Annotated in this window: 15 protein-coding genes; 6 read left to right on the top strand and 9 right to left on the bottom strand. The window is 63.6% G+C overall.

What is annotated here, in order from left to right:
* The first annotated feature begins 99 nt into the window (after window positions 1–99).
* A complete protein-coding gene (locus GEV02_RS13440; RefSeq protein WP_152838432.1) occupies window positions 100–1,596 on the top strand; it encodes an MFS transporter in 1,497 nt (498 codons plus the stop codon).
* Between the two features lie 70 nt (window positions 1,597–1,666).
* Window positions 1,667–2,233 (top strand): carboxymuconolactone decarboxylase family protein, encoded by a 567-nt coding sequence (locus GEV02_RS13435; protein ID WP_152838431.1) that lies wholly within the window; start codon window positions 1,667–1,669, stop codon window positions 2,231–2,233.
* A 39-nt stretch (window positions 2,234–2,272) separates the two neighbouring features.
* Here GEV02_RS13435 and GEV02_RS13430 read toward each other — a convergent pair whose 3' ends face one another.
* From GEV02_RS13430 to GEV02_RS13400, 7 genes are all read right to left on the bottom strand, one after another.
* Window positions 2,273–2,734 (bottom strand): hypothetical protein, encoded by a 462-nt coding sequence (locus tag GEV02_RS13430; protein ID WP_152838430.1) that lies wholly within the window; start codon window positions 2,732–2,734, stop codon window positions 2,273–2,275.
* Between the two features lie 35 nt (window positions 2,735–2,769).
* Window positions 2,770–2,967, bottom strand: coding sequence for a hypothetical protein (locus GEV02_RS13425; protein WP_152838429.1), 198 nt, complete (start codon window positions 2,965–2,967; stop codon window positions 2,770–2,772).
* Window positions 2,968–3,059: 92 nt separating this feature from the next.
* The gene (locus tag GEV02_RS13420; protein ID WP_152838428.1) at window positions 3,060–4,391 is read right to left on the bottom strand and encodes a sigma-54-dependent transcriptional regulator; all 1,332 of its coding nucleotides are present in this window, start codon (window positions 4,389–4,391) and stop codon (window positions 3,060–3,062) included.
* Window positions 4,388–6,262, bottom strand: a complete 1,875-nt coding sequence (locus GEV02_RS13415) for a sensor histidine kinase (RefSeq protein ID WP_152838427.1) — start codon at window positions 6,260–6,262, stop codon at window positions 4,388–4,390. Before GEV02_RS13415 ends, GEV02_RS13420 begins: the two co-directional genes overlap by 4 nt.
* Window positions 6,263–6,300: 38 nt before the next feature.
* Window positions 6,301–7,302, bottom strand: a complete 1,002-nt coding sequence (locus GEV02_RS13410) for a porin (RefSeq protein WP_152838426.1) — start codon at window positions 7,300–7,302, stop codon at window positions 6,301–6,303.
* Window positions 7,303–7,324: 22 nt separating this feature from the next.
* Entirely contained in the window at window positions 7,325–8,596 is a 1,272-nt protein-coding gene (locus tag GEV02_RS13405; protein ID WP_328595806.1) for a dicarboxylate/amino acid:cation symporter, read from the bottom strand.
* A 215-nt stretch (window positions 8,597–8,811) separates the two neighbouring features.
* Window positions 8,812–9,711, bottom strand: coding sequence for a sulfurtransferase (locus tag GEV02_RS13400; RefSeq protein WP_235922758.1), 900 nt, complete (start codon window positions 9,709–9,711; stop codon window positions 8,812–8,814).
* 193 nt (window positions 9,712–9,904) lie between these two features.
* On the opposite strand from GEV02_RS13400, the gene GEV02_RS32875 reads away from it, so the two are divergent.
* Window positions 9,905–10,219: a hypothetical protein gene (locus tag GEV02_RS32875; protein ID WP_174999090.1), complete on the top strand. Its 315-nt coding sequence runs from the start codon at window positions 9,905–9,907 to the stop codon at window positions 10,217–10,219.
* Complete coding sequence (locus GEV02_RS13395; protein WP_152838424.1) at window positions 10,173–10,790, top strand: GNAT family N-acetyltransferase; 618 nt, start codon at window positions 10,173–10,175, stop codon at window positions 10,788–10,790. The genes GEV02_RS32875 and GEV02_RS13395 overlap by 47 nt, the downstream gene beginning before the upstream one ends.
* A 24-nt stretch (window positions 10,791–10,814) precedes the next feature.
* On the opposite strand, the gene GEV02_RS13390 is transcribed toward GEV02_RS13395, so the two are convergent.
* On the bottom strand, window positions 10,815–11,780 hold the full coding sequence (locus tag GEV02_RS13390; RefSeq protein WP_174999089.1) for a helix-turn-helix transcriptional regulator: 966 nt from the start codon (window positions 11,778–11,780) through the stop codon (window positions 10,815–10,817).
* A gap of 127 nt (window positions 11,781–11,907) precedes the next feature.
* Here GEV02_RS13390 and GEV02_RS13385 point away from each other — a divergent pair, with 127 nt between their 5' ends.
* Together GEV02_RS13385 and GEV02_RS13380 are read left to right on the top strand one after the other, a co-directional pair.
* Entirely contained in the window at window positions 11,908–13,887 is a 1,980-nt protein-coding gene (locus tag GEV02_RS13385; protein ID WP_217433131.1) for a TonB-dependent receptor, read from the top strand.
* The gene (locus tag GEV02_RS13380) at window positions 13,874–14,968 is read left to right on the top strand and encodes a PepSY-associated TM helix domain-containing protein (protein WP_152838421.1); all 1,095 of its coding nucleotides are present in this window, start codon (window positions 13,874–13,876) and stop codon (window positions 14,966–14,968) included. The genes GEV02_RS13385 and GEV02_RS13380 overlap by 14 nt, the downstream gene beginning before the upstream one ends.
* 45 nt (window positions 14,969–15,013) lie before the next feature.
* Here GEV02_RS13380 and GEV02_RS13375 read toward each other — a convergent pair whose 3' ends face one another.
* Complete coding sequence (locus GEV02_RS13375) at window positions 15,014–15,346, bottom strand: hypothetical protein (RefSeq protein ID WP_152838420.1); 333 nt, start codon at window positions 15,344–15,346, stop codon at window positions 15,014–15,016.
* Between the last annotated feature and the right edge of the window lie 13 nt (window positions 15,347–15,359).

Genomic DNA, 15,359 nt, shown 5'->3' with positions numbered 1-15,359 from the left:
TTCGAATTTGTTGTTACTGATATACCCAATCATAGCATTGTGGAATGTATGAGTCTTCCCTACAGTTGCCGTTCACTCCGGTCCCTTAGAAAGTAGCTCATGACTGTTAGCCCTTTACGCCAAAGCACGCTTGCCCTGGCTGCTGTTTGTTTGTCCGCCTTGATGCTGGGATTGGAAATTTCCAGCGTTCCGCCTATCCTCTCCACTGTCGAGCGCGTGATGGGCGCCAGCTTCCGGCAGCTCCAGTGGGTCATGGCTTCCTACACCATCGCCATGACGACCATCCTGATGGCCGTCGGCACGCTGGCCGACCGCTATGGCCGCAAGCGCATGTTCACCATCGGCATCGTGGCGTTCGGCGTCACGTCGCTCGTCTGCGGATTGACCGCCAGTGCGGCCGTGCTGATCGTCGCCCGCTTTTTCCAGGGCATGAGCGCAGCGATGATGTTGATCTGCCAGATCGCCATCCTGTCCACGCAGTTCCGGGACGGGCGTGAACGGGGCGCGGCGTTCGCGTGGTGGGGCATTGTGTTCGGCGCCGGCTTGGGCTTCGGCCCCATCATCGGCGGCGCTATCCTGGCGTTGGCCAGTTGGGAGTGGGTGTTCCTGGTGCACGGTGTGCTGGCCGTCATCACGTATTTATTGAGCCGCGCAGGCGTGCAGGAATCGCGCGATCCGCATGCCAAGAGCCTGGACGTTGGCGGGATCGTGACATTGTCGTTGGCGGTGTTCTGCCTGGTGCTGTACGTCACGCAGGGGCCGGTGCTCGGCTTCACCAGCCTGCCAGCGCTTGGCATCATCGCGCTGTCGGTCGCGAGCTTCGCCGGGTTCATCGTCGCCGAGAAAGTCAGCACGCGGCCCATGATCGACTTTTCGGCGTTTAAGAGCCACCATTTTTCCGGGGCGCTGCTGGGTTCGATGGGGATGAACTTCAGCTTCTGGCCGTTCATCATTTACCTGCCGATCTACTTCCACGTAGGGCTCGGCTACGACAGCGTGCAGACCGGACTGGCCCTGCTGGCCTACACCCTGCCTACGCTGTTCGTGCCGATGGTGGCGGAGCGTCTGTCGCAACGCTACCAGTCGGGCATCGTGATACCGCTGGGGCTATCGATCATCGGCGTGGGCTTCGTGCTGATGAAGATTGGCAGCCTGTCCGCACAACCGGGTTCGCTGATCCTGCCGGGATGCGTGCTGGCGGGCATAGGCCTGGGCCTGACCAACACCACCGTCACCAATACGATCACGGCATCCGTATCGGCCGACCGCGTGGGCATGGCGTCCGGTGCGGACACCAGCGCCCGCATGATTTCGCTGGCCTTCAATATTGCGCTGATGGGATGCATACTGGTGGAAGGTATCATCACGCATCTGCGCAACACGATGAACATAGCCGACAGCGCCAACTTACGGCTGTTCGCGGAGAAGATCGCCGCCGGAGATCCCCAAGCAGCAGCTGGCGACGGCGTCACCGCAGCGTTGGTGTCCGGCTTCGGTGGCGTGATGACGTATGGTGCGGCCAGTGTGTTTGTGCTAGCGGTTGGCAGCTACCTCGTCTTCTCGGCCGAGCCTGGCCGCCGCGAGTGCAACGTGTGATGGCGTACAGAGCGCGCGGCGGTTCCTGCTTACGCTACAGGATGAGAATTCAACCACCAAAGGAATCGCCATGCGCCTGCCCCTGATCGCCCCGCAAGACCTGACGCCCGAGCAAGCATCCCTGTACGACAATATGCGCAAGGGTATCACCAGCAATTTCAACGACTTCATCGCAGTGCGCGAGGATGGTGCGCTGATGGGGCCGTGGAACCCGTGGCTGCACGAGCCGGGCATCGGCAAGGCGATCTGGGACTTGACGCTGGCGATGACCGCCAACGCCACACTAGCCGACAACGTGCGGCAGATCGCCATCCTGGTGGTGGGCGCCAGCTACAACGCGGCCTACGAAATCTACGCCCACATCGCCGTCGCCGAGCGCGAAGGCATGTCGGCCGAACGCCTGGCCACGCTGGTGGCGGACGTCAAGCCGGCGGACCTGAGCAAGGAAGAAAGCATAGCCTACGACATGGCCTATGCGCTGAGCCGCGGCGGTACGCTGCCCGAGCCGGTGTACCGTCTAGCCGTCCACACTTTCGGCCAGCATGGTACGAATGAGCTGATCTACCTGGTCGGGCTGTACGCACTGGTGTCGGTCACGCTGAACGGCTTCAACGTGCCGGTGCCTGAAAGAGAGTAGCCCAATCGGTCAGGCCCGCTGTTGGCCGACAAAAGCCAGCTAGAGAGTATTCCAGTCGACGAACTTCCGGTAAACCTCTTCATCTGGCGTACTGATAAAGTACTTAATCTCTTCCATTGCCAAGGATAGCGCGTCTGCACCCCTGGCTGATTTCCCCATCTGTGGATCGATGTATACTGCATCAAGGTGATCAGCCAATGTAGCAGCGCAGAGACATTGAACCGCGAAGTCTACGGTGCTACGGCCGCTAGCCGTACTAAATCCAAAGCCATCTTCATCCGTCCAAAATTCGAAATACGCCGACGCTGGTTCATTCACGTCTTCTCTCGTGAGAGCGGCCGGCGCGGCCAATACCTTCATAATGAGCACGCCTGTTTCACACTCAGATAAAAAATTTGGTGGAAACTCGATTGCTATGCCATGTTGAGCCAAGGCCTGTACCCATATCGAAGGTAAGTTGGCTGGACGCACATCGCTCTGAACCTCTAGTGTAAATGCCATCTATGCTCCTGAATTCTCTCTGATTCGAAATTGCCTTACGAACGGAAAAGCACTTCTTCCCGCTTGCACCAATATACACTCAGCGCCAGCAGCAAGCCAGCGACGGCGAGCGTCGATGCGAAGACGGTCGCGTATTCCGCTACCGTAATGGTCCCCTTGACCACTTCCTTGATCGCCAGCGAGGTATTGATGATCGGCAGCATCGACGCCATGATCGGCAAAAATACGATCATCACGGTCTGCTGCGAATAAAATCGCCGCGGCGCAGAGTATCACCAGGAACTTGGGCACGACGATCTTTTCGCCTTGCTCCTGGCGGTTTAACTTACTTGTAATCGTCCGGCGTCAGCGCGTACTTTTGCATCTTGTAGTACAGCGTTTGTTTCGGCACGCCCAGCGCGTTGCTCACTTCGGTGACGCTGCCGCTGGCCCGGCGCAGCTCTTGCTCGATGACGGCGCGTTCGAAGCAGCCCACCTGATCCGCCAGCGGCAACGGCGCCATGCTGCGCGCCGACAGCAGGCCGTCGGCGCCGCTCGATAATCCCAGCACAAAGCGCTCGGCGATGTTGCGCAGTTCGCGCACATTGCCCGGCCAGTCGTGCGCCATCAGCGACTGCATCAGCGGTCCCGGCACCGGCGGCGGGGTACGCTTGTAGCGCGCGGCGGCGCCCAGCAGGAAGTGTTCGAACAGCAGCGGGATATCTTCGCGCCGCTCGCGCAGCGGCGGCAGGTTCAATACGATCAGGTTCAGGCGGTAGTACAGATCGCTGCGGAATTTCTGCTGGTCCGACCATTCCTTCAGATCGACCTTGGCCGCCGCGATCACGCGCACATCCACCGGCACCGGGCTGTTGGAGCCCAGACGCTCGACATAGCGCTCCTGCAGCACGCGCAGCATCTTCACCTGCAACGCCATCGGCAGGCTCTCGATCTCGTCGAGGAACAGCGAGCCGCCGTCCGCGTGTTCGATCTTGCCTACCTGCCGCTTGGCCGCACCCGTGAACGCGCCCGACTCGTGGCCGAACACTTCGCTCTCGAAGATGGTTTCCGGTATCGCGCCGCAGTTCAGCGCGACGAAGTTGCGCTGATGGCGGCGGCTGAACTGGTGCAGGCAGCGCGCCACCATCTCCTTGCCGGTGCCGGTTTCGCCGTAGATCAGCACATCGGCCGGTTCATCGGCCAGGTCCAGGATCAGGCGGCGCAGGTCGCGGATCGCGGCCGAGTCGCCCAGCAGCGTGGCTTCGATGCCCTCGCCATGCTCGATGCGGTGGCGCAGCGCGGCCACTTCCAGCACCAGCCGCCGGGTTTCCATCGCCCGCTGCACCACCTCGGTCAACTGCTCCGACGAATACGGCTTGGCGATGAAATCGTAGGCGCCGTCGCGCATCGCGCCCACCGCCATTGTGATGTCGCCATGGCCCGTCACCAGCACCACCGGCAGTTGCGCGTCGATGGCCTTGACGGCGGCCATGAAGTCCAGCCCGCTCATGCCGGGCAGGCGCACGTCGCTGACCACCACGCCGTCAAAGCCCGGCGTAATCAGCGGCAGCGCCTGTTCGGCGGTGTGGAAGGCCTGCACGTCGATGCCCGCCAGGTCCAGCGCCTGCGCGCTGCCGGCGCGCACGGTGGCGTCGTCCTCAATCAATAATACTTTCATGTTGTCTCCGGCTCCGCAATCGGCAGTTCGATGATAAACCGGGCCCCGCCTGCGGTGGTCGATTCAACCAGCAGCATGCCGCCAAATTCGCGGATGATCTGCTCGGAAATCGCCAACCCCAAGCCCAACCCCTGCCCTTGCGGTTTTGTTGTAAAAAATGGTTCGAATAAATGGTTGCGGATCGCCTCCGGTATGCCCGGCCCCGTATCGGAGACGGCGATCATCGCTTTCTGAAAACTGCGCGTCACGCTGACCGTCAGCTGCCGCGTTTCGCAGCCGTCCATGGCGTCCAGCGCATTGGTGAACAGGTTGACCAACACCTGCTCCAGCCGGTTGCTGTCGCACAGCGCGTGCACGCCCTGGCTCAGCATCGACATGCGGAAATTGACCCGCTCCTGCTCCACCCGCCGTTCAACCAGGAACAGCGCGGCCGTGATCGCGGCCGCCACCGGCACCGGCTTGAGGCTGGCGTCGGCCTTGCGGGCGAACTGGCGCAGTTGCCCGGTCAGCGCGCCCATGCGGGCGATCAATTGCGAGATGGTCGTCAGGTTGCCCTTGGCTTCATCCAGACGGCCGCGCTCGATCAGCACGCGGGCGTTGTCGGACATGGTGCGCAGCGCCGTCAACGGCTGGTTCAGTTCATGCGTGATGCCGGCCGACATCTGCCCCAGCACCGCCATCTTGCCGGCCTGGACCAGATCGCTCTGCGCCTGCCGCAGCTTTTGTTCGGCATGCCGACGCACCACGTTTTCCTCGCTCAGATTGTGCGTCATCTGTTGAAGGCTGGCGGTGCGCTCGGCCACCATCGTTTCCAGATGGTCGTAGGCGCGCTGCAAGTCCAGACGGGCGCGCTGCCGCTGCCGTCCCAGCCGGCGGCGCTGGCGAGCGTACAGCACCAGCATCACCAGCAGCGCTTCGGACAGCCAGGTGAAAAGGAAGGCGTTGCGCGCGCTGGCCTCGGCCGGCGCCAGGTCCGACAGGTAGACGAACTGCCACTTGCGCGGCGACAGCGAACGCGTCTGGCTCAGCATGCGCGTGCGTTCGGCCGGGGCCGGCGTGGCGACGATGCTGGCGCCGTTGTCGAGCTGGCGCAATTCACGCAGGCCCAGCGGCAGCAAGGCGTGCGAGAAATACTGGCGCGATACTTCCAGCTCCTGCAGCACCGCCGGCTCCAGCGGCGCCAGCGCGTGGTATTTCCAGTCGGGTACCGAGCTGAGGAATACAACACCGTGGGCATCGGTCAGCATCACCTTGTCCGTGCCCTGCACCCAGCCCTTTTCCAGCTTCTCGATATTGACCTTGACGGTGGCCACGCCCAGCATGTGGCCGTTGTGATAAATGCCGTGCGCGAAGAAGTAGCCCGGCTCGCCGCGCGTGGTGCCGACGCCGTAGAAGCCGCCCGGCGTGCGCCGCAGCGCATCGCGCACGTAAGGCCGGAAGGCGACGTTGTCGCCGACGAAGCTGTCCGGCTCGCGCCAGTTGCTGGAGGCTTGCGTCAAGCCCTGCAGGTTGACGATGTAGATGGTGGTGGACTTGGAGAGCTTGTTCAGCTGCTCCAGATGGGCGTTGACCTCGGCCCGCAGCAACTCGTCGTCGGGCTGCTGCAGCAAGGCGATCACGTCCTTGTTGAGCTCCAGCGTGCCGGGCAGGAAATCATACTTTGACAACAGGTTTTCCAGGCTGACGGCGTAGCTGTCGAGCCGTTGCGCGCCGGCCAGGCGCAGCTTGTCGATGGCGGCGTTCTCGGTCCAGCGCCAGACCAGCAGCGCCAGCCCGAGGCAGCACACCAGCACCAGCAGCCACAGCACGAACCGGCGCAGCAGCCGGCTTCCCGACCCGGACGGCAAGACGGTCTGCGCTGCTGATGCCATAAGCTCCCCTGTTGTTATTGTAGTTTCATCCGCTCACATTAAAACACATGGCGCACGCCGAGGTTCAGTCCGGTTGTACCGGCGCCACTATCGGTCGCATTGCCGACGTGGAAATTGGCGCCGTTGCGGTTGATGATGTGGCCGTACGCGGCGTACAGGTCGGTGCGGACCGACAGCGGATGCACATAGCCGACCGCCATCTGGCGCGCGCGCTGCTGCGCGGCCGAGTCGTCGCGATGGTCGACATACGAGGCCAGCAGCTTGCCCGCACCGACCGCCACGCTGACGCCGAGCAGGCCGTCGTTGCTGGTGTTGCCCAGCAAGTCCTGGTTGCGCGAGTAGGCGGCGTGGGTGGTGACGCCGCCGAAACGGTAGCGTCCGGCCAGCATGGTGTTGCGGCTGTGCGCGGTGGCGGTGGCGTTGTCGCGCTGATGATGGACCAGCACCAGGCTCAGCGGACCGTTGTCGTAGCTGGCGGCGGCGCCGATGGCGCGGTTCCTGGCGCTGTCGCCGGCCACTTCACCGAAGCCGTACAGCACATCGGCCGAGAAGCCCTTGTAGCGCGGCGTGGTGTACTCGACCGAATTATCGACCCGCGAATTGGGCGAGAAGATATTCTGCGCATTGCCCGCCAGGCCGATCACGAAAGGATCGGCCACGTCGCGCGTGGCCTTGTAGTACGGCGAATACTGGCGGCCGATGCTGATGGCGCCGGCCTCCTTGCTGGACAGGCACACATAGGCCTGGCGGCCGAACAGCAGGCCGCCCTGCCCGGCGGCGCCGGTATCGACGGTGAAGCCGTTCTCCAGCACGAAGCCTGCGGTCATGCCGCCGCCCAGGTCTTCCTTGCCCTTGAAGCCTATGCGCGAGCCGGAGGCCACGCCGCTGCTGATGTTCTGCGTGTTGCCGGCGGCGCCGCCGCGCTCCAGCACCAGGCCGGCGTCGACGACGCCGTAGACGGTCACACTCGATTGCGCTTGTACTTGCGCCGCGGCCGATACCAGGCCCAGCGCCAGCGCGCCGATCACATACTTTTGCATCTTTCAGTCCCCTCTATTTTTTTCAAGCCGCGCGCATCGTGGCGGCGACAGGTTGCTGCACTTCTTCTTCCAGCGCGCCTTCCCACTTGGCGACCACGGCCGTGGCGACGGCGTTGCCGACCGCGTTGGTGGCCGAACGGCCCATGTCCAGGAACTGGTCGATGCCCATCAACAGCAGCAGGCCCGCTTCCGGAATGTGGAACTGGTTCAAGGTGGCGGCGATTACCACCAGCGAGGCGCGCGGCACGCCGGCGATGCCTTTGGACGTGACCATCAGCAACAGCAGCATGGTGATCTGGGTGCCCAGCGACAGGTCGATGCCGTAGGCCTGGGTGATGAACAGCACGGCGAAGGTGCAGTACATCATCGAGCCGTCCAGGTTGAAGGAATAGCCCATCGGCAGCACGAAGCTGGAGATCTTGCGTTGTACGCCGAACTGGTCCAGCGCCACCAGCAGTTTCGGGTAGGCCGCTTCCGAGCTCGCGGTCGAGAACGCCAGCAGGAAAGGTTCGCGGATCAGCGCCATCAGGCGGAACACGCGCTTGCCGATGAAGGCGAAGCCGCCCAGGATCAGCAGCGCCCACAGGCACACCAGGCCCAGGTAGAAGCCGCCCATGAACTTGGCGAAGGTGGCCAGGATGCCCAGGCCGTTGGTGGTGATGACCGAAGCCATGGCAGCGAACACGGCCAGCGGGGCCAGGTTCATGATGGCGCCGGTGATGCGCAGCATGACTTGCGCCAGCTGGTCGATGACGGCGGTCAGCTTGGCGCCGGCTTCGCCGAGGGCGCTCAGCGCGCTGCCGAAGAAGATGGCGAACACCAGCACTTGCAGGATTTCGTTGTTGGCCATGGCCTCGATCGGCGACTTCGGCACCATGTGGCTGACGAAGTCCTTCAGCGTGAAGGCCGAGGTTTTCAGGCCGGTGGCGGCGTCAACCGGCGGCAGCGGCAGGCCCAGATGGGTGCCCAGCTGCATGAAGTTGGACAGCACCATGCCCAGCGTCAGCGATACCAGCGAGGCGATCACGAACCAGCCCATGGCCTTGATGCCGACGCGGCCGGCAGCCTTGCCGTCGCCCATGTGGGCGATGCCGACCGCCAGCGTGGAGAACACCAGCAGCGAGATGATCATCTTGATCAGGCGCAGGAAGACATCGGTGGCGATCGAGATGTGGCTGGCGATGTCGGCGGCGATCTTCTTGTCCGGGAACGTGTCGTGGCAGGCATACCCGACCAGCACGCCGAGCACCATGGCGATCAGGATGTAGAGGGTTAATGGACGTTTCTTTTTCACTTGGCTTCTCCAAATTCTTGTTGTCGTAGTCCCTCGGCATGCGCCGTGGGTCTGGGCTAGTTAGCAATGGTTGTGCCAGCATGAAACAAGCTTAAATTCGGAAGCAAGTCCTTGATTCTAAATATAATTCATTATAGAAACATTTGGCGGGGCGGGCCTGGAGTCCCGAAATCCATACGCCCCACGGCGGTCCTGTATGGAAAGTTGGACAGTGTTCAGGCGGCGGGCGCCGTCTGGCTCCACTCGAACCAGCCGCCGTCGTAGACGCTGATGTCGGGCCAGCCCATCAGCCAGGCGTAGAAAAAGGCCATGGAAGCGCGCCAGCCGGTGCCGCAATAGAACGCCGTCGGTCTGCCCTGGACGATGCCGTATTCGGCCCATTGCGCGACGATATCGGCGGCCGGTTTCATGCTGCCGTCGGCCAGGTGGTAGGCGCTCATGCTGTTGACGTCGCCGTCCTCGCCCGCCCTGCCCCAGCGCGCGCCGGGGATGTCGCCGGCGGCGATGTAGTTGTAGCCGGAAACCCTGCCGATGAATTCAGCCTCGGTGCGGATGCTGGCCAGCACCGCGTCTTCGCGCGCCAGCAGAGCGCGCGCCTCGGCCGTGCCGATCAGGTATTCGGGATGTGCGGGAAAGGAGATGCCGAAGTCGATCACAGCAACCGGGGCGGCTGCCGGGCCGGCCATGCTGGGGTGGCCGCAGGCCTGCCAACGCGTATAGCCGCCATCGAGCAGGCGCACATCGGCCACGCCCGCGTACAGCAGCAGATGCGCCAGCCGTGCGGCGGCCAGGTTGTTGCGGCCGTAGACGATGACGGTGGTGTCGTGACGCACGCCGCGTTCCAGCAGCAGTGCGTGCAGGGCTTGGTCGGAAACCTTGTTCCACAAGGGTTCCTGCTCGATACTACCAGTATCGAAGTACGCCGCGCCGGGAATGTGGGAATGATCGAACAACGCCGCACCATCACAGCCAGCTTCGAACAAGCGCCAGCCCGCCTTCGGCGCAGCCTCGACCGCCGCACCCGCAGTCAAGGCCGCCAGCCAGGCCGGCGTGACGAGCTGGCGCCAACGGACCAGGTCGGCACGAAAGCCTGCGGCAGCAATGGTGGGGGTCAAACCGGAATTCATAGGGAATGGTGCGTCGCTTGGTGGAGGGGCGATATTTTACGCTAAGGCACTCTCAAGGAACTTTTAGCGGCACCTGTAGTCCTATAAAGAGCAAAAATGGTTTTGTTGTTTTAACACGTATCCAAAAATTGATTGAGAATACTCAACAGCATTTCCTTAACGCCTGCGCTATTATCCGACCATGGAACCGAAAAAAAACACTCGCTGGCTTTACCGCTCCCAGTCTGGAGTGATGGCGTTGTCAGCTAAAAAAGCTGGCAAAAGTAGTGCTGCCGTCGTCACCACGGCATCGCGCGGAGAAGTCGCGGCTGCGACAGTTCAGTTCAAAGCGGGCGCAAAGCATGTGCTTGAATTAAGAAGTAACACTGCCAAAGTCATACGCAACGCAATTTCCACCCCCATATCGGACACCCAGCGAACCAAGGCCATGGAACGTGCAGAGCGTGTCCGTGCGGCTGAAAACCCCGCCGTTACCGCTCGTTTCCAACGCTCCTGACATGCTCCTCTCGGACGAGGGATATTCCGCGCTCATACCGATCGATCAGATTACGTCCGAGGCGGAAGCTTTTATTCCTGCCTTCACATGTGGGACTATCAGTCTGGATTCGTTTCTTAAAGAATCTGCGCTGGACATGCACCGCGACTATCTCAGCCGAACCAGCTTGCTGTTTCACGAAGCGTTCGATGGACTCGTCGGCTACGTCACCCTTGCCAACGACTCTATCCCTCTGACAGTCGTGGAAATATCCCACATGGCACTCAACTACAACTGCACGCTGCCCACCTTCCCAGCGGTGAAGATATGCAGGCTAGCCGTCAACGCACGGCTACAAAATCAGCAGATCGGGCGACGCATCCTGGACTTGGTCACCGGTGCCATCGTTGACTCAGCCACTGCCGCGCGTTTTCTCATCACGGATGCGATAGACCAACCGCGCGTCGTAAAGTTTTATGAAGACTATGGTTTCACCCGATCTATCTGGGCCGCCGACAAACATGGCAAAGACCGGAAACACAAAGGCGTGGCCACCGTCAAAATGATCAAGGACATATACGGCGAAGAATAGACGTCCGGCACCTATCTGGCGCGCCTATCCGTGCTGCTTGCGGTATTGCAGCGGCGTGGCGTCGTAGCGGCGACGGAAGTGTTTGGCCAGATGGCTGGCGTGGGCGAAGCCGCAGCGCTCGGCCACGGCCGGCATCGCCAGCGCGGTAGTGCGCAACAGCTCGGCCGCCCGCTGGCAGCGGCTTTGCAGCACGTAATCGTAGACGCTGGCGCCGAACAACTGGCGGAAGCCCTGCTTCAGCGTGGCCTCGTTCAAGCCCGAGGCGGCGGCGATGCCGGCCACGCTGAGCGCCTCGGCCACATGGGCGTCGATATGGCGGCGCGCGTCCAGCAGGCTGCGGCGATCGCGCCCGGTCAGCGCCATGCGCTTGCCTGCGGCGACGCCGGCGCCCTCCTGCTCCAGCCGGTCCTGGCCGCCGGCCAGTTCGGCCGCCACATCGTGCAGCGCCTTCAAGGCTTGCGCCTGGGCGCGCAGCAGCGCCAGCGGTTCGGTCGGCAGCCCTTGCGCTATCAGCTCGTTGGCGAGCTCCAGCATCCACGGCATCATCGGCAAGCGCGCCAGCCACGCCCGCGCGCGCGGATGCGGGTAGACATCGCAACCGGTGCGCGGCACCGGCGCCGCCTCGCCGAACACCAGCCGCAGATTCAGCGGATAGCGGAACAGCACCGCCTGGAAATGGGTATGCGCCGGAATGAAATCCTCGCCGCCGAAAGGCTCCCAACCGCAACTCAACAGGCAGTGCCCGCTCACGAACTGGCAGGGCGTGACGTCGCCGCCCATCAGGAAATGTCCGCGTCCTTCGATCAGCAAGGTCAGCGACAAATGCGGCGCCACCGATTCCGACGGCAGGCTGACATCCTGCTCCACATGCCGGTCCACCAGGCCGATATGCACCGCCTCGCCGGACAGCCCCCACGCCACGCCATCCATATCCGTGCTCTGGCGCGCATGGTGGGGAATGACGAGTCGGGAGGCGGGACGCTTGGACATGGGCAGGCCACTCAATTGAGAATAAGTCTCATTATAATTCCTGAACGTGTTATTTGATACCGGATCTTGCTCCCCCTGCACGGCGCACTGCCCTACCTTCGATGCTTTCAGGCATAGAGGAAGCAATATGAAAGCAGCAAAGTACTGGATGGGACTGGCTTTATGCGCGGGCAACGCCGTGGCGCAGGATGCGGCCACGGAAGCAACCCTGCCCACCGTGACGGTGACGGCGACCAAGCGCGACCAGAAAGCCGACGACATCGCCGGCGCCTTCGACACCGCCGGCCAGTCGGCATTCAGGCCGCGTGGCCTGAGCAGCGTGGACCAGATCGACCGCGTGTTCACCGACGTGAACATCCGCAAGCGCTCCAGCAGGGCCTACACCAACGTCACCATCCGCGGCCTATCCTCGGTGGACTACTACAATCCGACCGCGCAGCTGTACGTCGACGGCCTGCCGCAAGACCAGGCGCTGTTCTCGCAGTTACTGCCGCAGGGGCTGGAGCAGGTGGAGATCCTGTACGGCCCGCAAGGCACTCTGTACGGACGCGGCGCGGTGGGCGGCATCATCAGCGTGGTGACGCGCAAGCCGGACGGCAAGCCGCGCTTCGATGCATCGGCCGATGTCGACCAGCGCGGCCATGGCGCGCAACTGCTGATGAACACGCCGCTGATGCAGGATGGCTTGTTTGCCGACTTCGCCGTCGGCAGCCGCAAGGACCGGGGCGAAATGAAAAACATGATGACCGGCGCCCGCCTCGGCGACGGCAGCGACGTCAACGGCCGCATGCGGCTGCGCTACGCGCCGGCCAACAGCCCGCTCGACCTGATGCTGACGGCCGCCCGCGACACGCTGCGCTTCGACGAGGAGTACTACGTAGTCGGCCCCGACCTGGGCGCTCGCCAGGCGCTGCCCATGCCCTCGCACTACAAGCTGCGCACGGACAGCTTCGGCCTCAACGCCGCCTACGACTTCGGCGCGGCCACGCTGTCGTCGCTGACCGGCTTCCAGGACCGCAATTTCGACCGCACCATCTTCGCCACCTACACGCCGGAAACCCAGCGCACCCTGAGCCAGGAACTGCGGCTGGTCTCCAAACCTGGACCATCCATCGACTACGTGGCCGGCATCTACTATCAAGACCTGGACTTCACGCGCGACGTACCCGCCGCGACGCTGAGTTCGAAGCAAAACATCCGCTCGATCGCGGCCTACGGCGAAGCCACCTGGCATGCCACCGCCCTCCTGGACGTGGTGCCCGGCCTGCGCTTCGAACGCGAGCGCGCCCGTGCCGACACCAGCTACGGCGCGATGGCGCTGGGCGGCGAGAAGACCTTCCACGCCACCTCGCCCAAGCTGGGCTTGAACTACCGGCTGTCCGACGACCTCACCGTGTACGGCCTGTACAGCACCGGCTTCAAGGCCGGCGGCTACACGCGCGCGGTGACGCCGCAAAACATCGGCTACACCTACGATCCGCAAACCACGCGCAACCTGGAAACTGGCTTCCGCAGCGAACTGCTGGACCACCGACTGGAACTGTCCGGCTCCGCCTACTTCATGCGTACCAGGGATTATCAGCTGTCGGTCGGCCCGGTACAGGGCCAGTATCTGCAAAACGCCGGCGAGGTGGAAACCAAGGGCGCAAGCCTGAACGCAAGATGGCAAGCCACGCGCAGCCTGTACCTGAAGGCCGGCGCCGCGCTCAACGACACCAAGTTCACCCGCTACGCCGACGCCGCCAACCCCGGCATCAACCTGACCGGCAACAAGGTGCCCTACGCGCCCAACGCCACCGGCAACCTCAGCGCCGAGTACACGATAACGCTGGCCGGAGGCGGCCGCCTGATCCCACGCGCCGGCATCAGCTATGTCGGCAAGACCTGGTTCAACGAAACCAACAGCGTCGGCCAGCAAGCGTATGCGCTGTACAGCGCGGGCGTGTCGTGGCAGTTGAACCAGACGCTGTCGGCCGACCTGAGCATCGACAATCTGACCGACAAGGCCTACGCCGTGTACGCGTTTGCCGCCGGTGCGCCTTACGGCACGCTGTACCAGGTCGGCAAAGGACGCACCGCCGGAGTACGCATCAATGCCCGCTACTGAACCAGCGCGCAAGCGGCGCGACATGCGGATCTGGTGGCGCTCCGCGCACCGCTGGCTGGCTTATGTGTTCGGCGCCTTCTTCGTGGTGCAGGGATTGAGCGGCAGCCTGCTGGTGCTGTCCGATCCGCTGGACGACTGGCTCAACCCGGAGCTGACGGTGCCGGCCGCCCGCCGCGTGCCGCTGGTGGACATGGCGGACGCGCTGGAACGCCAGCATCCCGGCGCGGCCGGCATCGGCGTCACGCAGATCGACGATGCCGGCCGTCTGACCACCGGCTTCTGGCCGACGCCCGATCCGCTGATCCCCAGCGAACGGCGCTACTGGCTGGCGCGCCTGCATCCCGGCACCGGCGAGGCGCTGGTGGTCACGCCCTACGGCGCGTGGTCGCTGGACCGGCGCGACCTGATCGGCCTGCTCTACGCGCTGCACACCAGCCTGACGCTGGGCGCGGTGGGCAAGCTGTTGCAGATCGTCACGGCGGCTTGCCTGCTGGTGCTGCTGGCGGCCGGCGCGATCACCGCCGTCAACCGCTGGCGGGCCGTGCGCGGCAAGGCGGCTGCGGCCATCGTCGACACGGCGCCGGCGCGCTGGCACCGGCGGATCGGCAGCGTGGCGGCACTGGCGCTGGCCATCCTGCTGGCCAGCGGACTGGCCTTGCAGTTCGAGACCGTGCTCGATCCCGCGTTCGGCTACCGCTCGCAGCCCGCCGCGTCCGGCCAGCGGCTGTCGCTGCGCCAGGCGTGGACCGTGGCCCACCGGCGCTACGGCGACGCCGAGACGCGCCTCATCATGGCGCCCTTCACCAAGGGCGGCGTGTTCCGCGTCGATATGGTGCCGCGCAGCGGTCCGCAGCGCGGCGAAAAGGTGGAGGTGTTTGTCGACGCCTACTCGGGCCGCGTGATGAAGGAGCGGCGCGCAAGCGAGCGCGAAGGCGTCCAGCAGGCGCTCGGCGTGCTGGAGGCGCTACATGGCGGCAAGGCGCTGGGCGTCAGCGGTCAGGCACTGGCGCTGCTGACCGGGCTGCTGCCGATGTTGTTGCTGACTACCGGACTCGTCATGCGCAGAAGGCGCGGCAAGTAAGCAGGCAGACAGGCAGACAGACAGACAGACAGACAGACAGGCGGCTTATTTTGCGGCGGGACTGCGCGGCTTGCCGTCCACGTACAGTGTGCGGGCGGTCTTCGTTACCACGTATTTGATTTCGCTACTATTGGGCACCGTGCCGTAGGAGCGGCCGTTCAGATACACGACGCCTTGCAACAGCTCCACCTTGTCGCCCAAGATGTTGGTGGTGCCGCCCATGCCACGGATGGTCGCCACGCCCCCGTCGTCGGTGACCTCGATGCGGCTGCTGCTGCCGCCATCCTGGCGAGGTGCTTTGGCGGCGTTGCCCGCGTAGGCGGAGAGGGAAAATACGACAGCGAACAGCGGGATCAAATAGGAAATTGGTTTCATCATCGTGTGTGCGTGA

The sequence above is a fragment of the Rugamonas aquatica genome (genome assembly GCF_009380215.1).
In the GTDB taxonomy this organism is placed as follows: Bacteria; Pseudomonadota; Gammaproteobacteria; order Burkholderiales; family Burkholderiaceae_D; genus Rugamonas; species Rugamonas aquatica_B.
Note: the sequence above shows the minus strand (reverse complement) of the source record. Positions and strands in the feature narration are given on the sequence as shown.